The sequence below is a fragment of the Hanstruepera sp. CR43 genome (assembly GCF_055227665.1).
In genome coordinates this window covers 1741268-1760801 of sequence record NZ_CP200078.1, presented here as the reverse complement: position 1 = coordinate 1760801, position 19534 = coordinate 1741268, and the positions used below count along the sequence as shown (strand labels likewise).

Genomic DNA, 19534 nt, shown 5'->3' with positions numbered 1-19534 from the left:
TTGAATTATTTCTGTATACTGACTTTATAGTTAATGCCGTAAGTTTTCGTTAGGTTATCATCGTTAAAAATATCCTTTACAGGTCCTGTGGCAATTTTTTTTACATTTAAAAAAGTTACCCAATCAAAGTATTCCGGAACGGTTTGCAAATCATGATGCACAACAACCACTGTTTTGTTGGCTTTGCGTAAGGCTTTTAAAATATTGATAATGGCAATTTCTGTTGTGGCATCAACCCCTTGAAAGGGCTCGTCCATAAAGTAAATGGATGCATCCTGAACTAAAGCGCGCGCTAAAAAAATCCGTTGTTGCTGACCACCTGATAACTGGCTTATCTGTCTGTTTTTAAATGGTAACATACCAACCTGTTCGAGGGCTTCTAATGCAGCTTTCTTTTCTTTTTGACCAGGGCGTTTTACCCATCCTAAACTACCATAGGTTCCCATCATTACTACATCTAAAGCGGTTGTTGGAAAATCCCAATCAACACTTCCCTTTTGAGGGACATAAGCCACAAGAGAGCGCTGCTTTTCATAGGGCTTCCCATAAATACTAATACTTCCTGCAATGGGTTTCAAAATTCCTAAAATGGATTTAATGAGTGTCGATTTACCAGCACCATTGGGTCCTACAATGGCCATGAGCACACCTTCGGGAATTTCAAGATCAATATCCCAAAGGACTGGTTTGTAGTTATAGGCTACAGTTAAATCATCTACTTGAACAGCAATTTTTTGCATTATTTTAGCGCGTTAACTATGGTATTTACATTGTATTTAAACATACCGATATAGGTGCCTTCAACAGTTCCAGCATTTCCTAAAGCATCCGAATATAAAGTACCACCAATTTTAACATCATGGCCTTTTGATTTTACAGCTGCCTGAAGCGCTTCAATAGTGCGCTTTGGAACAGAGCTTTCGACAAATATGGCCTTCACCTGATTATCAATAATAAAGGTAGCTAATTTTTGTACATCTTGAACACCAGCTTCTGTTGCGGTCGAAAGACCTTGTAGTCCAACTACATCAAAATCAAAAGCTTTACCAAAATAGTTGAAGGCGTCATGTGCGGTAACCAGAATACGTTTTTCTTTTGGCAAACTTGAAATAGTGTTGGTAATCTCTTCTTTCAACGCTTTTAATTTGTCAAGATATTGTTGTCCATTTTCTTCAAAAACACTGCTTTCTGATGGAATTGATTGTGAAAGTTTTTGCACAACAAAAGTTGTGACCTGTTCCCAATATTCTATATTAAACCAAATATGCGGATCATAATTTGATGCAAAATATTCAGACCCAATCAAGGTATTTTTGTCCAAGGTATCAGATATGGCTATGGTTTTAACCCCTTGATGTTCCATTTTCTCAAAAACCTCTACCAGCTTACCTTCAAGATGCAGGCCATTGTAAAAAATTAAATCGGCGTTTACCAATTTAGTAACATCACCTTCACTTGCCTTGTATAGATGTGGGTCAACACCGCTTCCCATCAGGCCTTGAAGATTTATAGCGTCACCTCCAATATTGGAAACCAAATCGGTAATCATGGAAGTTGTCGTAACTACATTGAGTTTGTTATTGTGCTTATTGGTGTCTTTGCAGCCTGACAGCATCAGACTGATCATGCAAATTGCTATTATGTTTTTCATATTAGTTATTTATTATCGGTAATCTAAAACTGGCTCCAGCACTGATAAAGAAATCCTGGCCTTCCGTAATGCTTGTTCCAAAAGACATATCCAGTTGAAAATCATTTGAAACTAAATAGGTTATTCCGGCATCCCAGAAATGATTCGCTTTATTGTCTTCAGGTAAATCACCATAAAGTTCTGCAAAAACACCAAATTTTTCTGAAATACTGTGGCCGTATGCTAATGTGTATATATAGCTAGCTTCTGTAGCATCATCTTCCCAGGCAACACCAAAATTATATCCAATACTAGATGATTTACTTAAGGTATGTGAACATGAAAACCTGAAATCTACACTGGTGGTTTCAGGTTTAAAGTCTTTACTGGCAGTAAAGGGCAAATGAATATGACCTACTAGGCTAATTTCAGGAATCCACCCTTTTTCTTCTGTAATATAAGCTTTCATGCCCAACAACATTGGATTTAATCCTGAAAGGTTTGGATTTAATTTATTACCATTAACAGTAGTTGTTACCTCTTGAATATTCCAACCCAATCGCAGTTCAAAAGTATTGAATATTCCATAACGTAATAATGTTGTATTATAAGTAAAACTTTGGGTTTTGACTTGATTTTGCTCAAAAGTTTCATAGAAAGCTCCCGTTTCAATTTGCAAAAATCCTTGAGGAACAGTACTGGAAGCTTCTGTCATATCAGGCCGATCTGTCTCGATGGTACTTTCCTTTTCTTGAGCATTCAAAAGTGTAGACGTGTTCAATAAGAGGAATAATGATATGTTCTTAATTGATTTCATTGACATAGATGATGTTTGTGAAATCTTCATTTAAAAGAATCGTATTATAATTAATTGAAATCTGGGTCATTTTATTGTTTTGAAATTGATTGGTAACCATAATTCTATTGCCAAATTTTAATCCATGCAAAGCACAAAAATCAAAAAACTCTTTGTCGTCACTCATCAATCGTGAAATGATGTACGATTTTCCTGCTTGTGTTTGGGATAATTGAATGGAATTATCGACTGTTGTGATTTCCCCTTGTTCATTGGGTATGGGATCTCCATGCGGATCAAACTTTGGATTGCCTAAATAGGCACTTATTTTATTAGCCAAAAAATCGGATGTTTGATGTTCTAATAATTCAGCCTCACGATGAATTTCATGTAAGGACATATCGAACAGCTTAAATAAAAGAGACTCCCAAAGCCTATGCTTCCTCACGATATTTAAGGCCATTTTAGAGCCTTTCTCTGTAAGTCGAAGCTCTTGGTATTTTTCGTAATTTAGAAGGTCCTTGGATGCTAATTTTTTGGCCATATCGGTTGCCGCCGCGTTTGATATTCCTAATTTTTTAGCAATGTTACCAGGTTTGGTGTCATTACCATCATGTTTATCATTTTTGTAGATGGCTTTAATGAAATTCTCGACTGCTGTTGACATTTATAAATACTTTAAAATATTTTTAAGTAAGCTTAAAATAAAATTCAAATATAGTTAAAACATGTAAATGAGCAAAATATTTTACTTTTTGGCACGATTTCAGTACCGATTAACCAAAACAAACACCATGAAGCATTTGGCACTTTTTTTAACAATTTTATTTGCAAGTTCAAGTTTTGCTCAAGACAGCACACAAGTTGAAACCCCAATAATTGTTACCAAATTGCAATTGGGGAAGCAATTGATTTCCAAAAACATATGTATTGAGTTTAGGGATGTCATCAATGATTCCAGGTGTCCTAAAAATGTCAATTGCGTTAGGGCAGGGGAAGCTAAAGTTTTAGTAGCTATTTATGACGGACATGAATTTATAGAGGAGAAAGTCATCCAAATTACGCCAACGACCTATTTAATGAACGAACTGCCAGTTTTGATTTCTGATGATCGCATAATAATCAAAGGATTTAACCTCAATCCGTATCCCATATCTGGAGAAAAAATTAAAAAGGAAGATTATACCCTTCAATTAGTTGTTGAAGATTAATTTTTCCTATTTAAGTAATAGTTTTACTTTTATTAATTAAAGTATTGGTAATCAATTTTTAAATTAAAATCATGTTAAATGGCCAGTTTTTAATTTAAATTTTAAACTTCAAATTTATTTAAAATAGTGTAACTAATTTAAAAATAGTTTTTTACAAAAAATTTAAAATGCATTTTTTTATTAATGGCAACCACAATCGTTGGAGTCGCAATTTTTGGAGGTCTTTTTAGGACTATAGATGAATTTTCCAATGAGAAATACCACAGCAATTATTAAAGCAACCACCACAAGAATATTTTGAATTATGGTTGTCATAGGCTATTATTTTAATAATTGATAAGCTATTAGCGCTACTATATAAGCAAAACTACTCATAATAACCAATTGCAATATGGGCCATTTCCAGGTATTGGTTTCACGTTTAACTATTGCCAAAGTACTCATGCATTGCATGGCGAAAGCATAAAAGAGTAACAGTGAAATTCCTGATGCAAAGTTAAATAGTGGGCCACCTAAGATAGGGTTAATTTCACCTGCCATTCTGTTTTTTATAGTTTCCTCCTCATCACTACCAACACTGTAAATGGTTGCCAATGTCCCTACAAACACTTCACGGGCAGCAAAGGAACTAACTATGGCAATGCCTATTTTCCAATCGTATCCCAATGGACTGATAACAGGTTCAATGGCGCGACCTGTAATTCCGATGAAGGAATGTTCCAATTTATAGGATGCAATATGCTGTTGTAATTCGTCATCAGAAAGATTTTGAGAAGCATATTCATTTGCAATAATTGTTTCAGCATTATTGAAGTTGTCACCGGGACCATAAGATGCCAAAAACCATAGTACAACTGAAATAGCCAGAATGATTTTACCAGCCCCAAATACGAATGACTTCGTTTTTTCCAAAACTGTCAGAGCCACGTTTTTAAACATGGGCAATTTATAATTGGGCATTTCCACAACAAAAAATGTCTTACTTTTAATCTTCAGTACTTTATTCAGAATATAAGCAGAAAGAATAGCAACACCAAAACCAATCAAATACAAAAGCATTAGTGTCAAAGCTTGATAGCTTAACCCTAAAATGCGCCCTTCTGGTATAACCAATGCAATGATTATTAAATAAACCGGTAATCTGGCAGAACATGTTGTGAAAGGTGTGACCAAAATGGTTATCAGCCGTTCTTTCCAGCTTTCAATATTTCGGGTTGCCATAATGGCTGGAATAGCACAAGCAGTCCCTGAAATCAGTGGTACGACACTTTTTCCGCTTAAACCAAATCGTCGCATGATGCGATCCATTAAAAACACGACACGACTCATGTAACCACTTTCCTCTAAAATTGAAATAAAGAGGAATAAGAAGGCGATTTGAGGAATAAAAATGACAATACCTCCTAAACCAGGAATAATCCCTTCAGCTATTAAATTGGTGAAAGCTCCAGCTGGCAATGCATTTTTAGTCCACTCACTTAATGAGGCAAATAAACTGTCAATAAAATCCATAGGAATGCTTGACCAGTCGTATATAGCTTGAAATATGGTCAATAAAATAACCCCAAAAATGAGATAACCCCATACCTTGTGGGTTAACACCCTATCGAGTTTAATACGAATGTCTTTGGCTGTGCTTAAATCAATTTTCTGGCCTTTTTTTAAGGTGTCATTTATAAACTGATAGCGCTTAATTGTCTCTTTTTGCTGCAACCGTTTTAAATCGCTTTTGGACTTTGTCTTGAAGTTGGCAACAGCATCAATTTCATTTCTATCAGTCTTTCCAAAATTGACATCTTGGGTAATAACCAGCCACAATTTATAAAGCAGTTGATTTGGGAATGTTTCTCGTAGGTTGTTGAAATATTCAACGTCAATTTCAGAAGCATTCAAACAAGGCTTAACAGATAGATCTTTATAATTAGCAATTAATTCCTTGAGTTCTTTAACACCTTGGTTTTTTCGCGTGCTAATAAGGGCTATTTTAGTTTCTAATTGCTTTTCCAGATAAGGAATGTCTAAAGAAATCCCTTTATAGGCCATTCGGTCCGCCATATTGATTACCAATATGCTTGGGATTTCTAAATCCTTGATTTGCGTAAATAAGAGTAGATTTCGTTTAAGGTTTTCTACATCACTTATCACAACAGCCACATCAGGAAAATCCTTATCATTTTTATTTAAAAGCAATTCGATAACGACATTCTCGTCGAGTGAGGAAGCATTAAGACTGTAAGTACCAGGCAAATCAATGATATGGGCTTTGACGCCTCGAGGAAGTTTGCAGATACCTTCTTTTTTCTCTACAGTTATACCAGGATAATTGCCAACTTTTTGATTTAAACCTGTAAGGGCATTAAAAACAGAGGTTTTTCCTGTATTTGGGTTTCCAATAAGTGCGACATTAATTTGTTTACCCATTGGAAATTTCAATTAAAATATGAATAGCCGTTTCTTTTCGTATGGCCAGATGGCTACCGTTAATGTTTAAATACATAGGATCGGCAAAAGGAGCAACTTGCACAAGCTCCACAGAATTACCAGGCAAGCATCCCATTTCCAATAATTTTAAGGGTATGTGGATGGAGGAGACATCAGTAATTATGCCTTTTTCGCCTCTCTTTATATCTGCTAAAGTAACCTGCAAGCTTATTTAGATTGATTTTAAAGAAGCAAAAATAAAGTAAAATATCAGGGTAAAAAAATAGTTGGCTAAAAACTATTCATATTCTTTTTTGAGCCTTTTTATATCGGCAATCAATCTGGTAATTTCATCTGGATTGGTGCCATCATAAAAACCTCTGATTTGACGCTTTTTATCAATGAGCATAAAGTTTTCGGTATGGATCATATCATATTGACCGCCAAATTCATAATCTTTTACAGCTAAATAGCTTTTACGGGCCAAATCATAAATTTGTTTTTTATCACCTGTCACCAAATTCCATTTACTGTCATCAACACCTTTCCGTAGTGCATATTTTTTTAATTGGGCTACAGAGTCAATTTCTGGTGTTACGGAATGCGAAAGCAACATCACATCAGCATCATTTTTTAGTTCCTTTTGTATGTAATACATGTGGTCTGTCATAATTGGACAAATGGTTTGACAAGTCGTAAAAAAGAAGTCGGCTACGTAAATTTTGTCTTTGTAGTCGTCTTGTGTAATCGTTTCTCCATTCTGATTTATCAGACTAAAATCAGCGATTTTATGATATTTTCTGACATCAACTAAAGAGGTATCAACCAACTCCGAATTAACCATTGCAGGTTGGTAAACTGGAAGCGGTTTTTCCACATCCAGAATATTAAAAATAATAGAAATGATTATGATTGATAATATGGCAAAAACAATAGCAAAATATTTGTAGTCTTTAAAAAAGGAAAGCATGGTCATATTTTATGTTGCAAAATTACAACATAAATTCTTTAGCATGTGTGACATTGGTTACTTAAAGATGTGATGATTATTGTATTTTTGTATAATCCAAATAGTTAGCTATGAAAATAATATATACACTACTCATTGTTTTATGGACCAGCAATGCTTTTTCGCAAAATTTTGATCGGGAATTAACAAGCATTTCAGAAGCGGAAGCCAAGGCGGCCATGAGACGAATGTCGCAAAATTATTCAAGAAACATGAATACTGGTAATTATGATATTAAATACCATCGTCTGGAATTTGATATCGATCCCAGTCAGGCATCCATATCCGGACAAGTTACCACCTATTTTGAAGCCAAGGAAAACTTGTCACAAGTTACCTTTGAGTTGACAGATAATATGATTGTTTCAGAAGTAACGCAACGCGGCTCTAGCTTATCGTTTTCTCAAAATACGGATGACGAGGTCGTTATCACCTTGCCGCAAACTCAAAATTCAGGGGTATTGGACTCATTGACTATCAGTTATTCAGGTAATCCTGTTAGTTCAGGTTTTGGTTCATTTGCCCAATCCACCCATAGTGGTGACCCCATTATTTGGACGCTTTCAGAACCTTACGGAGCAAAAGGCTGGTGGCCCTGTAAACAAGATTTGATTGATAAAATAGACAGCATCGATGTATATCTAACGACACCAATTTTAAATCCTTCGAATGAAGAATACGTAGCTGTTTCCAATGGTGTGGAATTAAGTCAAATAATAGATGGTGATAGTAAGACTACTAGGTATAAGCATCGTTACCCCATACCTGCGTATCTAGTGGCAATAGCCGTTACCAATTATGAAGTGTATTCTCATACAGTACCAAATAATGGTAATCCATTTGAAATTGTAAATTATGTATATCCAGAAAACCTGGTTTCGGCACAAGCCAGCACTCCAGTTACCGTGGATATTATGAATTTATATACCGATTTGTTTGAAGAGTATCCTTATGCCAATGAAAAATATGGTCATGCCCAATTTGGTTGGGGAGGTGGTATGGAACACACGACTGTATCGTTTATGGGAGGTTTTAGCCGTGGGTTGATAGCCCATGAGTTGGCTCACCAATGGTTTGGCGATAAAATTACTTGTGGCAGCTGGAAAGATATTTGGTTAAACGAAGGTTTTGCTACCTATTTATCAGGATTAGTCATTGAAGATTTTGATGGCAATGGGGCTTTCAGAAATTGGAAAGAACAGCGAATCAATTCGATAACATCTTCGGCATCAGGAGCTGTTTATTTATCTGATGCCGATACGACCAGTGTCAGTAGAATTTTCAGTAGTCGTTTGAGTTATAATAAAGGTGCCATGGTGCTGCATATGCTGCGTAAAAAAATTGGCGATGCCCAATTTTATCAAGGGATGCAAGATTATTTAGCCACTCCAGAACTGGCTTTTGCTTATGCTAAAACTCCCGATTATCAAGCGAAAATGGAAGCGGCATCAGGTGAAGATTTGACAGAATTTTTTAACGATTGGGTTTATAATCAAGGATACCCAAGCTATACCATTGATGTTAGTCCAGCAAGTGGAAATCAGGTGTTAATTCAAATTAATCAGACACAAAGTGATGCCTCGGTTGATTTTTTTGAAGTACCAGTACCCATTCGATTGGTTGGCACTGGAGGTGAGACTCTGGATTTGGTTTTGAACAATACTTTCGATGGTGAAACATTTTTGGAAACTGTAAACTTTGAAGTCAGCAATGTATTGTTTGACCCTGAATTCGATATCATTTCTAGAAACAATAATGTAACATTGGGTATTTCAGATTATGAATTGGATCAAGCGTTGCTGATTTATCCGAATCCAGCCGAAACCTATATCACTATTCAAAAACCCGAACAGATTACCATCGAAAAAGTGGCTATTTATGACACATTGGGTCACAAGGTTCTGACTGTGAACAATCAAAGTGTGATAGCAGTTGAAACCTTAAGTGACGGCTTGTATTTCTTGAAATTATATACCAATCAAGGTGTTTTAGTAAAAAGAATTATCAAAGAGTAATCAATAGTCTGTATCTCTTTTCATAGTTGCATATAAAACACTACTTTTGTGCGTTATTTAAAAGAAACCACAATTTATGAGTGTGATATTAATTAAGGCAGCTCAATTATTTTTAAGTCTGTCTATCCTTATAGTCTTACACGAGTTAGGACATTTTATTCCTGCAAAGGCTTTTAAAACCCGTGTTGAGAAATTCTATTTGTTTTTTGACATCAAGTTTTCATTATTCAAAAAGAAAATAGGCGAAACCGTTTATGGTATTGGTTGGTTACCCCTAGGGGGCTATGTGAAAATAGCCGGAATGATTGATGAAAGTATGGACAAAGAGCAAATGGCACAACCACCACAACCTTGGGAGTTTCGAACGAAACCAGCTTGGCAGCGATTGATTATCATGCTCGGCGGCGTGATTGTCAATTTTATTTTAGGATTTATCATTTATATGATGATCCTGTTTGTTTGGGGAACTGAATACTCCAATAAAGACGATATCAAATACGGTTTTGGAGTCACTAAAACCATGGAACAATATGGGTTTCAACAAGGTGATAAAATTGTATCAGTAGATGGAAAACCTTTTAACGAAGTCACCGATATCAATGCTTATTTATTATTTAGAGATATTTCAAATATTACCGTTGAAAGAACTTCTGGAGAAACTGCTGAACTTACTGTACCTGAAGATATAGGCACCCAATTATTTGAAGCGGGTGATTTGCCAGCCATGACACCACGAATGCCATTTCGATTAGATTCAATAGTTCCTGAGTCGCCGGCAGATAAGGCTGGGTTATTGGAAACCGATCGCATTATTAGTATCAATGGTAATTCTACTCAATATTTCTCCGATTTAAGTTATAACCTAAAAGAGAGTCAAGGAAAGTCGATTGAACTTTTAGTTGAAAGAGGAACGGATTCAATTTCATTGAATGTTGTTCCAAGTGAAGACAATACCATTGGTATTATGACTTCAGCAACCGATGAAAACTATGTAGCCTCACATCACAAATCGTACACATTTGGGGAGAGTATTGTTAAAGGGACTTCTCTGGGTTATTGGACTATTAAGGACTATTTAGCCCAGTTTAAGTATATTTTCACTAAAAAAGGAGCCACTCAAGTAGGTGGGTTTGCAGCTATTGGTAATATGTTCCCAGCAAAATGGAACTGGAAGGCCTTTTGGGCCATTACAGCCTTTTTATCAATTATGTTGGGTGTTCTGAATCTATTGCCTATTCCAGCTTTGGATGGTGGCCACGTGATGTTTTTACTGTATGAAATGATCTCTGGCAGAAAGCCTGGTGACAAGTTTCTGGAATATGCCCAGTTAATTGGATTCATTCTACTAATTGCTTTGGTATTGTTTGCCAATGGTAACGATATTTATAAAGCGATATTTAATTAATTTTTAGGGAGATTTTTTAAATAATATATTTGTAGAAACTAATAAATACTTTATATTTGCGCTCGCAAAAGCGAATAACACTCCTCCTTAGCTCAGTTGGTTAGAGCATTTGACTGTTAATCAAAGGGTCCTTGGTTCGAGCCCAAGAGGGGGAGCTTAACATCAGAAAGCCTTTACAGAAATGTATAGGCTTTTTTGGTATTAAAGAAAAAAAGTTACTTCCAATATGAGTGATGTTCACAGTAAGAAGATAAGAAGCTATAATATGAGCCGTATTAAAGGTAAGGATACCAAGCCTGAAATACTTGTAAGAAGGTTTCTGTTTTCTCAAGGATTCAGGTATCGCCTTCATGTTAAAAACCTGAATGGTTCACCGGATATAGTGCTCAAAAAATATAAGGCTATTATTTTTGTGAACGGATGTTTCTGGCACGGTCATCATAACTGCAGATATGCTGTTACTCCAAAAACCCGCACTTTATGGTGGAAGGAAAAAATAGACAGGACAAAACAAAGAGATTCTGAAAACTATTTAAAATTGAGATCAGATGGTTGGAACGTTATAGTTCTGTGGGAATGTGATCTGAAAACAGGCAAGTGTGATAAAACTCTTAATAATTTGAAAGATCAAATCTTATCATAAACCTTCGCAATAGCTTCTGCTATCTTTTTGGCCATAAGCGGTGGTACAGCATTTCCAATCATCTTGTAATTGGATCCCATACTTTCCTTAAATTCAAAATCATCCGGGAACGATTGGATTAAGGCAGCCTCCTTCACTGTTATTGACCTAGCTTGTTCAGCATCAGGATGAATAAACATCAGTCCATCCTTATAAAGGTGGGCCACGATAGTCTGTGAAGGTTTGTCCCACTCGAGGTTTCTGTATTTAGCATGATTGGAGTTTTTACTTAAGAGATTATTGTAGAAACTGATACGATCCTCCATTTTGAGGTTATTCATATTTTTTGCAACCCACTCCCTGAATACTTTAATATCTCTCTCGTTATGAAATCTGGGATAATGGTTTTCAGGAATATCCTCACTAGAATCAAGAGGGCCATGTGAAAATTTGCGACCATCTGCTTTAGTAATGGTTTTTAAAGGAACTAATTTAGGCAAATGACCTATGACATCTTTCAAATTCTTTTTATTTACGGTTTTCTGCTTATTTATCGCTGAATAAACCGTTTCAAGATTAAAATCATCAGATTTCAGATCTCTTCGTAATCCTATGATAATAACACGTTTTCTTTTCTGTGCCACTCCAAAATCACTGGCAGACTGCACAGCTTTTTTTAGTTCATTTGGCTCTAAAATATCATAACCATGTTCACTGAATGAATCATAGATTCTTTCAGTGACCTTTCTGTCTCCCGGGCAGGCACTTAGCATACCGGGAACGTTCTCAAAAACGAACATGTCCGGCTGAAAAGCATCCACAACTTTGATGAAGCTCTCAAAAAGGTAATTCCTGTAATCATCCTTCATGGAGTTCTTATCCTGAGCTCTTCCGGCCACAGAATATGCCTGACATGGTGGGCCTCCAATAATCAGGTTTACTTTTTTTCCTTCAGCAAGTCCCTTTAGTCCTTTTTCCATAACTGAAGGATGATTTGTATTGCCGTAAGTCAGCTTGGTTTGAGGTTTCCAATTGCCACTGATCAGTTCATCAATTTTCTGAATATCAAAATGTATGGTCCTCTTGAAAGCCTCTTCTTCAGAATGTTTCCATTTTTTCACTAATCTGTTACGAAGGGTGTTGACCATGGGAACCTCCCATTCCACATGTGCAAGGGCTTCATAATGACCGGACTGCAGAAAGCCCTCGGAAAGGCCGCCGCATCCCGCAAAAAGATCAATAAACGTAAGCTTTTTGTTTTTCATTTATTGTAATCTTATCAAGGAATAGTTTGAATTTTTCAGCAAATACGCCCGCAAGTAAAGGAGGTACTGCATTACCTATCTGTTTTAACTGATTTCTTGTATTGCCTGTAAAGAAATACCAGTCAGGAAATGACTGAATCCTTGCTGCTTCTCGAGGGGTTATACTTCTGGGAAATTTTCCAGGGTGTATATAGGAATTACCGTCAGTTTCTAGATGTGCAATTATTGTTTTGGAAAGACTTTCGGGGTCCAGTTTAAAGTATTTATCACCGAATCCTCTGACTTTCTTATTTCCGTTTTCATCTGTTACAACGCCATAAGTTACTTTGGAAAGTGCCACTTTATTTACCGGATCATTGAGGTATTTACCGGCAACAAGATTTTCATAAATGAAAAGATCCCTTTTATTATGATAGCGGGATTTATGGTTGTACAAATGTTTAGGAGTTATTGTTTCCCCCCTGTATGTGTTAATCAGCTTACCATAAGTGTGTTCACTGTCATTCTTAACAAGGTTGCTGTATGGAAGATCGGACATATTTTTCCCGAAACATTCAGGATCAGAAAAAGAAAATTCAGATTCTACCTTGTAATTATTGGGTTTTGGATTGGCTTTTATCTGAGGGAGGTCAAAGATCACTTCTTTCAACTTTAAAGGTTCAGTTTTACTCCTAATTATTTCCTGAAAAAGTTCAGCTGCACTGATATTATACTTTTCGGAAAGGTCATTTCTTATGCCAATGAAAAATATACGTTCTCTGTTTTGTGCCAGTCCAAAATCTTTGGCATTGAGAATTGCCGATGAAGAATTATAGCCTATACTTCCTGTTTGTCTCAATGAGTTTTCAATGAGATCTCTGTAACCTGAGGCCGATGCAAGTCCCTTAACATTTTCAATCAGGACAATCTTTGGTTGCAACTTTTCCGCAAATTTCAGATAGTACTTAAATAGTTGGTTTCTTGGGTCATCAATAAACCCTTTAGTGCGTTCTTCTATAGTGGCTTTTTTTGATCTTCCGATCATTGAGAAACCCTGACAGGGGGGACCGCCGACAAGAACATCCACGTGATGGATATCAGACAGGATCTTTTTTATGGTTTCATTATTTCTGACAGAAGGAGCCTTTTTTCTAAGCTCAACTTCCTTTTGGGTCTCAATAATCATGTGTCCCTGCACATCATGAATAACCTCTCCGGTTCCAAGGTGTTCATACAGCTCTATTATATCACCGAGAATTACTCTTTCAGGCTCTGCTTTTGGATGTGTATACCTTAGATTATATTTAAGAGTATTCAGGGCGGGCTCAGCTATGTCATTAGCCATTTCAAGATGAAAGCCCTTGTTACCAAAACCTACCGTAAGGCCACCGGCGCCCGCAAATAAATCTATGTAAGTGTAGTTATTCATATAAGCTGTTAAAAATACATTCAATGATATAATCATGAAAGAAATTCCAGTCTTACTTACTAACAATTTATTCAATGTTCAGGGTTTTTAAAAAATCTGTTTTTTGTTTTCATAATGATACAATTTATTAAGATTAAACATTAGTTTTTGGCCATATTCCGTTTTGCAATTTTCAACAATGACTAACCTTTATAACATGAAAATATAAAGTGATGATTATTGAAAGAATCATTGATATTAGAATAAAACAGGATTATAACATTAAGAAAGCGACTCAAATTTTTAAATGAAATTTCAGGCAATTATAAAGTGCTAATTTCAAGCGGGATTGAATCTTCTGCAAATCCTCTAGACTGGAAAAATATGACACTGACAGAGGAAAGTTATGAACATCAGCTCAAATATCTTGGAAAGTACAAGTTATGATGAAGATACCATATTCAGATAAGTTTACTGTTGGTTATCCTTAACAGTCTGAAGGGCAACTCGACAGAGAAAAAGTTTGATAACTTGGCAAAAAGTTTTAGGATATTATCAACTTTTTAAATTATTGGATCAGATGCATTTTTCCATCTAGTTTTGATATAGCTGAATCATGTTTTTTAGTTCCAGGGGTCAATACATTCAAAAAATACCCATCACTGTTTTTTGTAAATTCCAGTATATAATCTTCTTCATAGCCTATTTCTTCTTTAAAATGATTAATAAAAAAACGATACTCATTTCGGGTATTTCTCTTATGTAATTCAACTAGATATTCCTTGTTTTTATAATGAAATTTAATTTTAGTGATTTCACCATTTTCCATATTAAGACCAAAAAAATCTTCTGCTGCAGCTACATTTATTGATGGAGTCCTTTCAATATCCTGATTGCTTATTTTTTTTGTATACATCTTGTGAACTATACCATAGGACTGAATTAATTCTCCTACAAGATTCTTGGCGCTTTCCTTCGTCATCATTGCAAGGAGTGAAACTCCTCCATAATTATTCAGGTCCTTCAGAAGCCCCTGAATGGTCTTACTTTTATTAGACCCGAATTTATGTTTATTTTCAGAATAGTACTCTAATATACCTGTTCTTAAGTCAGTATAGCTCCCGAGACTCCTTTCCAGAATTGAAGTAATAAAATCCTGAGATTCGCAAATAGCTTTTGTAAGTTCCCATTTTTTTTCTTCTTCTGCCTCATGATTTACAGTGAGATGTGCAATCCACCATAATCTTGATATAGCATTTCTTACTCTTGCCTGTTGTCCGCTGCCCTCGAAAAAAAATCGTTGTTTTATTATCTTTCGAACATCTTTTGCCGAACCTTTTCCATCCATCCATCTTTTGATAACATATTTGTGGAAATGGTCATGGGTAAGTCTTGTCCAGAACCTTTCGTCATTTGCCTCCATAGGAGTGAGGTCAGGAAACATTTCATAGATAATACTGGCATTTTCAAAATCATAAGTTCCATTACCATCTGTTTTCAGAGAAATTTGTTTTAAGACAGAATTATAAAAGCTATCTTCAATTTCATAAGCTCCGTCTTCTATAGTACTCATTGCATTAGTCAGTGGTATAAAATTATGACTATGTCTTAAATACGAGGTATTTACCTCGCTAAAATTATGATTCAGATTAAAAAGCAGAGTTTCATAACTCTCTTTAGTTATTTTTTTTATTTTCATTTTTATGATAATTCGTTAAAAAATGCTTCAAGTACCGGCGTGTAAGATTCTTTGCTGCTTCCTTTATGCAGAAGTTTCTGCAAGTAATTCTGAGCATCTGGCATAAGGGTCTTCCTTGAAGTAATCTGGATATCCTTCACTCAATATATAGGCCCATTTATGCTGTTGTATATATTCCTCTGATCTTTCATCTGCTGCTGCATCTTTTAGCTCAAAAAATGCCTGCTGCAGAGCGGGTACGATAAACAGATTCAAAAAAGTCAGACGTTTTGTCCTTGGCAAAGTGTTAATAATATTTAGCTTTTCCTCAATATCCGGATATATGACTTCTATTTTTGAATCTTCAACATCAATAAGAACGGGATGTGACCCCATCATTTTTGTGAATTTAAAGATACTGGAACCACCCGCCGTATACGTTTCGTTGAGCGGAATGTTTTTGTAGCCTGCAAAACCAATTATATTTCCTTCCTGCACCTGAAATACGCCATTATTCTCACCAAGAAAATAGTCTTCATTAAAGGAGTCGCTGGTGTAGTTTTCAATATCTGTAGTCGCAACAAGGAATACCTCAACTTTTATCGAATTGGCAAGACTAATTAACGGAATTTCAATATGCTTATTCTCATATGAGCAATAATTGAATAATGTGGAAGAGCAGTCAATTTTATAAGCTGTAGATACCATTCTTCTTTCAAAAAGTTCTCTAACATATTCATTAGTGATTTCTACTGTTTCTTCTTTAAGATGAAGAATCCCGTCAGCTGAATAGATTGCAGGTTTTACTGAAAATTCACCTTCTTTGAAATCATTTTCAAGCCCTAAAGCCGGATAAGGAAGTGAGAAATTTGATTTTGTTATCATTTTGTTTCAATTAATTTTAGTGCACTTTTCTTCTTTTCCATCATTTTTATTTCAATAATTTCAGGAACATCTTCTTTTATACTGATTCCACTGATGTTAAAAGAAATAATATCATTATTACTGTCAGTATTCTTTTTAAAATTAAGAGACCGGCCTGCAGACTTTGCGCTGACTAATTCTGAACTCATCTGCTTAACTTTTTCCGAATCTCCTTTCTGACCAATAACAATATCGATTTCGGAAATATCTTCGGGAGATCTAAGCACCAGATTATATGTATTTACATCTGATTCGGATTCACTAAGGAAAAATCTTGATGTAATATTGTGTTTTATTTTTCCCGGATTTTTTTTATCAGATTTTGCGGAACCGCCCTTTTGGTCACCTTTATTCTGACCGGTGCCAATATGAATTCCTTTGCCACCAGTACCTGTTCCCGCTCCGGGTCCTTCTCCTTCACCGAGATCGGCTTCCTCATTATTGTTTATTACTGAATTTCTTTTACTTGAACTGAATTCCCCGTTGTAATCAAGACTAACTATTTTTTTATTGAAGGATTCTTTTTTGGTCTCATTTGTTTTTCCCGAAGAAGAGCCAGTACCAATTCCAAGTATTTTTGAGAACAGTTCATCAACTATATCAACATTTTCAGTTTCTTCTGTATATTGCTTTTTAATGTTTAAGAGGACCTCTTTTTTAAAAGCGTTGATTTCATATAGAATTTGTTTGGCATCACTTACGGTCACATCCTCAATTTCCTTTTTAGCCACAAGTTCAGGTAAAAACTGATCATGGGCATGGGGTTCCATAGCTCCTAAAATGCTGTTTCCATTTGGGTTATCACAGAATATTACACCGGCAATGTTTATTGGCAGACCGCTAACCCTTAACGGATCCATTTTTATTTTCATACCATCTCTTAAAAAGACAATTTTATTAGGGAATACGTCTCCTTCTGTTTCCTCATTAAGATAAAGGTTAACATTGCCTATTTTATGTATTTTTTTTGTTTTGAATATCTGAGTGGATTTATATGTTTTTATATAGGGAATAGGATTTTCTTTAGAAGAATCTTCGTTAAACAGTCTTATAGCCTCTTCTTCAAAATTACTTTTATCAAGGATCTCGTCATTTATGGAAACCGTTAATATGTCTGTCTCAAACAGAAGCCAGTAATTCTCAAGGAAAGCACATTTAATATTATCACTCCAACCCTCCTGTAACTCAGCACCAACAACATATTGACTGAGTCCTATTTCAGTTCTTCTGAAAACTTCAGGTATGGACTGCGGATCAGAAACTAGTTTAACACCTTTTTCGCCTTCGAGCCCATAATACATTCTTTCAGATCTTTTAATTCCTTTACTGTCAAGGAAACTTCCAAGCTTTGTTACTCCCTTGAATTTATGGCTGCCGTTATCGTTTAAAGAACTGTAATAAACTGTTTGCACTCCAGAATAACCGAATACAGAGTTTTTCCCTATTCCGTGGTTTCCAAGTGAGTCTGAATGAGATTTACCGGAAACATTCTCGTCATTGACACAGAATTTAAATGTTCCTTCATTGTCATCGCCTTCAAGTCCTTTTGTCATAAAGTCTTCGAACACAAACATTTTTACCTTAGAACCCTCAATAGATTTTTTTGCTGTTTTGAAAAATGTCCTGTATTGATTACCCTTGGAATTCCAGTATGCTTCCATGAGGTTAATAGCTTCTTCAAATTCACTGAAATTCGGAATATCCTTTTTTGGAATCTCCACTTCTCGAATATGTATTCTTAATTTTCCTCTTCTGTCAGCTCTGGCGTCAAGAGAATTCTGTGTAAGTTCTTTAACAATTGAGTTACTTGAATTTCCCGAAAATGTCAGGACAGCAGCATTTCTTGGCCCTATATCGGAATATTCATCATTGGCTTTTGGGGCATAAAAAGAAGGTTTTTGCATAAGGGATTAAAATTTAAATTTGTCTTTGGTTTTAGCAAGTCCTTTGTCAAAGGATACTCTTACGAGTTCTAGTTCACTTCTGATTGCAGACATCATTTTCTTTACATCATCTTCACTATATTCATAGTTGTATGTATTAGAACATTTTTCTAGGCTCTGAAGAGCATTAATAACCCTATTAACCCTTCCTGATGCTACTCTTTCAAATCTTTTTCGGTTCACATTGTTCATAATAATTATATAATAATACAAATATATAAAATTAAATGCAAATTTAATAATATAATGAAACATATAAGAATATATACGTATAAATATATACAAATATGAAGAATAAATTTTTGAACTTTTCTTTTTAAGGAATACTATAAAACAAAAAACCTCTATATTATTAAGAGGCTTTTTTGATTTATGATTTAGCCAAATTATTTTTTCTTGGCCTTTACCACATAAACATTGCAGACCAAACTAAAAATAATCAGGACAATACCTAATAAACTGATAAGGGTATAGCTTTCGGCAAACCAGATAAAGCCGGCTATCATGGTAAAGACCACTTCAATGTATTTTAGTGGTGCAACCAATCGGGTTTCAGACTGTTGTAAGGCCTTGGTCATAAATATTTGCCCCAAATATCCGGAAACACCCAGACTCAATAAGACCAGCCATTCCATACCACTGGGTGTCACCCAATAATTGATGCACATAATGCCACTGACTATACAAGACAGCGTCATAAAATAATTGACAATGACCATAGGGTGATCCTGATTACCAATTTTACGAATAATGATAAATACCAAACCTGTAAATACGGCCGAAATGAGTGCTAATACAAATCCTAACCCCAGACTATCGATTTCAAAACCTTTGAGCATTAAAACACCTGTAAACGCCGAAATAAATAGTAGCCATTGTATGGGTTTAATGCGCTCACGCAGAATGAGCAATGCAAAAAGGGCCGCAAAAATAGGTGCGATATACCGTATGGAAATGGCAGTTCCTGTTGGCAATAACTTAAGAGATGCAAAAAACAGGGTCATGGCTACTAAACCAAAAATACTCCGTAAAATCAATAAGGTTATTCGGTTTCCTTTAATGGGAATTTTATATTTTATCAAATAAGGAAAGGTAAAAAATAAGGAGCCTAAAGCTCTAAAAAATACAATTTGGTACACATTGAATTTACCTAGATATTTTACACCAACATTGAGCATGGCAAATGCCAAGGCACTAATAATCATGTATTGTATGGACTTATTCAAGG

Annotated in this window: 18 protein-coding genes and 1 tRNA gene; 5 read left to right on the top strand and 14 right to left on the bottom strand. The window is 35.4% G+C overall.

Features of this window, described 5'->3' with window-relative positions:
- Positions 1-5: 5 nt before the first annotated feature.
- From ACKXGU_RS08050 to ACKXGU_RS08035, 4 genes are read right to left on the bottom strand one after another with little or no spacing between them, the layout of a single operon-like run.
- A complete protein-coding gene (locus tag ACKXGU_RS08050) occupies positions 6-740 on the bottom strand; it encodes a metal ABC transporter ATP-binding protein (protein WP_103050546.1) in 735 nt (244 codons plus the stop codon).
- Complete coding sequence (locus ACKXGU_RS08045) at positions 740-1651, bottom strand: metal ABC transporter solute-binding protein, Zn/Mn family (RefSeq protein ID WP_463464832.1); 912 nt, start codon at positions 1649-1651, stop codon at positions 740-742. Before ACKXGU_RS08045 ends, ACKXGU_RS08050 begins: the two co-directional genes overlap by 1 nt.
- 1 nt (position 1652) lies before the next feature.
- Positions 1653-2447: a transporter gene (locus tag ACKXGU_RS08040; RefSeq protein WP_463464831.1), complete on the bottom strand. Its 795-nt coding sequence runs from the start codon at positions 2445-2447 to the stop codon at positions 1653-1655.
- On the bottom strand, positions 2434-3093 hold the full coding sequence (locus ACKXGU_RS08035) for a metal-dependent transcriptional regulator (protein ID WP_463464830.1): 660 nt from the start codon (positions 3091-3093) through the stop codon (positions 2434-2436). The genes ACKXGU_RS08040 and ACKXGU_RS08035 overlap by 14 nt, the downstream gene beginning before the upstream one ends.
- Positions 3094-3160: 67 nt before the next feature.
- Between ACKXGU_RS08035 and ACKXGU_RS08030 the strand changes: the two genes are divergently transcribed.
- Positions 3161-3637, top strand: a complete 477-nt coding sequence (locus ACKXGU_RS08030; RefSeq protein ID WP_463464829.1) for a hypothetical protein — start codon at positions 3161-3163, stop codon at positions 3635-3637.
- Between the two features lie 180 nt (positions 3638-3817).
- Here the strand turns inward: ACKXGU_RS08030 and ACKXGU_RS08025 are convergent, their stop codons facing one another.
- From ACKXGU_RS08025 to ACKXGU_RS08010, 4 genes are all read right to left on the bottom strand, one after another.
- Entirely contained in the window at positions 3818-3952 is a 135-nt protein-coding gene (locus ACKXGU_RS08025) for a FeoB-associated Cys-rich membrane protein (protein WP_463464828.1), read from the bottom strand.
- A 6-nt stretch (positions 3953-3958) separates the two neighbouring features.
- Positions 3959-6058, bottom strand: a complete 2100-nt coding sequence (gene feoB, locus ACKXGU_RS08020; RefSeq protein WP_463464827.1) for a ferrous iron transport protein B — start codon at positions 6056-6058, stop codon at positions 3959-3961.
- Positions 6051-6284, bottom strand: coding sequence for a FeoA family protein (locus ACKXGU_RS08015; protein WP_103050539.1), 234 nt, complete (start codon positions 6282-6284; stop codon positions 6051-6053). Before ACKXGU_RS08015 ends, feoB begins: the two co-directional genes overlap by 8 nt.
- Positions 6285-6356: 72 nt before the next feature.
- A complete protein-coding gene (locus tag ACKXGU_RS08010) occupies positions 6357-7028 on the bottom strand; it encodes an SCO family protein (RefSeq protein WP_463467416.1) in 672 nt (223 codons plus the stop codon).
- Positions 7029-7138: 110 nt separating this feature from the next.
- Between ACKXGU_RS08010 and ACKXGU_RS08005 the strand changes: the two genes are divergently transcribed.
- From ACKXGU_RS08005 to ACKXGU_RS07990, 4 genes are all read left to right on the top strand, one after another.
- Positions 7139-9082 carry a M1 family aminopeptidase gene (locus ACKXGU_RS08005; protein WP_463464826.1) on the top strand — a complete coding sequence of 648 codons (1944 nt, stop codon included), beginning with the start codon at positions 7139-7141 and terminating at the stop codon, positions 9080-9082.
- A gap of 76 nt (positions 9083-9158) precedes the next feature.
- A complete protein-coding gene (gene rseP, locus ACKXGU_RS08000; RefSeq protein WP_463464825.1) occupies positions 9159-10487 on the top strand; it encodes an RIP metalloprotease RseP in 1329 nt (442 codons plus the stop codon).
- 81 nt (positions 10488-10568) lie between these two features.
- A tRNA-Asn gene (locus ACKXGU_RS07995) sits at positions 10569-10642 on the top strand.
- Positions 10643-10713: 71 nt separating this feature from the next.
- Entirely contained in the window at positions 10714-11130 is a 417-nt protein-coding gene (locus tag ACKXGU_RS07990; protein ID WP_463464824.1) for a very short patch repair endonuclease, read from the top strand.
- On the opposite strand, the gene ACKXGU_RS07985 is transcribed toward ACKXGU_RS07990, so the two are convergent.
- The 6 genes from ACKXGU_RS07985 to ACKXGU_RS07960 all read right to left on the bottom strand — a co-directional run bounded on the left by ACKXGU_RS07985 (position 11115) and on the right by ACKXGU_RS07960 (position 19532).
- On the bottom strand, positions 11115-12374 hold the full coding sequence (locus tag ACKXGU_RS07985) for a DNA cytosine methyltransferase (protein WP_463464823.1): 1260 nt from the start codon (positions 12372-12374) through the stop codon (positions 11115-11117). The genes ACKXGU_RS07990 and ACKXGU_RS07985 overlap by 16 nt on opposite strands.
- Entirely contained in the window at positions 12346-13857 is a 1512-nt protein-coding gene (locus tag ACKXGU_RS07980) for a DNA cytosine methyltransferase (RefSeq protein ID WP_463464822.1), read from the bottom strand. The genes ACKXGU_RS07985 and ACKXGU_RS07980 overlap by 29 nt, the downstream gene beginning before the upstream one ends.
- Positions 13858-14329: 472 nt before the next feature.
- On the bottom strand, positions 14330-15334 hold the full coding sequence (locus tag ACKXGU_RS07975; RefSeq protein ID WP_463464821.1) for a DUF6339 family protein: 1005 nt from the start codon (positions 15332-15334) through the stop codon (positions 14330-14332).
- 189 nt (positions 15335-15523) lie between these two features.
- Complete coding sequence (locus ACKXGU_RS07970; RefSeq protein ID WP_463464820.1) at positions 15524-16324, bottom strand: hypothetical protein; 801 nt, start codon at positions 16322-16324, stop codon at positions 15524-15526.
- Positions 16321-18267, bottom strand: coding sequence for a hypothetical protein (locus ACKXGU_RS07965; protein WP_463464819.1), 1947 nt, complete (start codon positions 18265-18267; stop codon positions 16321-16323). The genes ACKXGU_RS07970 and ACKXGU_RS07965 overlap by 4 nt, the downstream gene beginning before the upstream one ends.
- A gap of 425 nt (positions 18268-18692) precedes the next feature.
- The gene (locus tag ACKXGU_RS07960; RefSeq protein WP_463464818.1) at positions 18693-19532 is read right to left on the bottom strand and encodes a DMT family transporter; all 840 of its coding nucleotides are present in this window, start codon (positions 19530-19532) and stop codon (positions 18693-18695) included.
- Positions 19533-19534 lie beyond the last annotated feature (2 nt).

What these genes read in the sequence shown, in the direction of transcription:
- ACKXGU_RS08050 (WP_103050546.1), bottom strand. Translation starts at nt 740, where the DNA reads ATGCAAAAAATTGCTGTTCAAGTAGATGATTTAACTGTAGCCTATAAC.
- ACKXGU_RS08045 (WP_463464832.1), bottom strand. Translation starts at nt 1,651, where the DNA reads ATGAAAAACATAATAGCAATTTGCATGATCAGTCTGATGCTGTCAGGC.
- ACKXGU_RS08040 (WP_463464831.1), bottom strand. Translation starts at nt 2,447, where the DNA reads ATGAAATCAATTAAGAACATATCATTATTCCTCTTATTGAACACGTCT.
- ACKXGU_RS08035 (WP_463464830.1), bottom strand. Translation starts at nt 3,093, where the DNA reads ATGTCAACAGCAGTCGAGAATTTCATTAAAGCCATCTACAAAAATGAT.
- ACKXGU_RS08030 (WP_463464829.1), top strand. Translation starts at nt 3,161, where the DNA reads ATGAGCAAAATATTTTACTTTTTGGCACGATTTCAGTACCGATTAACC.
- ACKXGU_RS08025 (WP_463464828.1), bottom strand. Translation starts at nt 3,952, where the DNA reads ATGACAACCATAATTCAAAATATTCTTGTGGTGGTTGCTTTAATAATT.
- feoB (WP_463464827.1), bottom strand. Translation starts at nt 6,058, where the DNA reads ATGGGTAAACAAATTAATGTCGCACTTATTGGAAACCCAAATACAGGA.
- ACKXGU_RS08010 (WP_463467416.1), bottom strand. Translation starts at nt 7,028, where the DNA reads ATGCTTTCCTTTTTTAAAGACTACAAATATTTTGCTATTGTTTTTGCC.
- ACKXGU_RS08005 (WP_463464826.1), top strand. Translation starts at nt 7,139, where the DNA reads ATGAAAATAATATATACACTACTCATTGTTTTATGGACCAGCAATGCT.
- rseP (WP_463464825.1), top strand. Translation starts at nt 9,159, where the DNA reads ATGAGTGTGATATTAATTAAGGCAGCTCAATTATTTTTAAGTCTGTCT.
- ACKXGU_RS07990 (WP_463464824.1), top strand. Translation starts at nt 10,714, where the DNA reads ATGAGTGATGTTCACAGTAAGAAGATAAGAAGCTATAATATGAGCCGT.
- ACKXGU_RS07985 (WP_463464823.1), bottom strand. Translation starts at nt 12,374, where the DNA reads ATGAAAAACAAAAAGCTTACGTTTATTGATCTTTTTGCGGGATGCGGC.
- ACKXGU_RS07975 (WP_463464821.1), bottom strand. Translation starts at nt 15,334, where the DNA reads ATGAGTACTATAGAAGACGGAGCTTATGAAATTGAAGATAGCTTTTAT.
- ACKXGU_RS07970 (WP_463464820.1), bottom strand. Translation starts at nt 16,324, where the DNA reads ATGATAACAAAATCAAATTTCTCACTTCCTTATCCGGCTTTAGGGCTT.
- ACKXGU_RS07965 (WP_463464819.1), bottom strand. Translation starts at nt 18,267, where the DNA reads ATGCAAAAACCTTCTTTTTATGCCCCAAAAGCCAATGATGAATATTCC.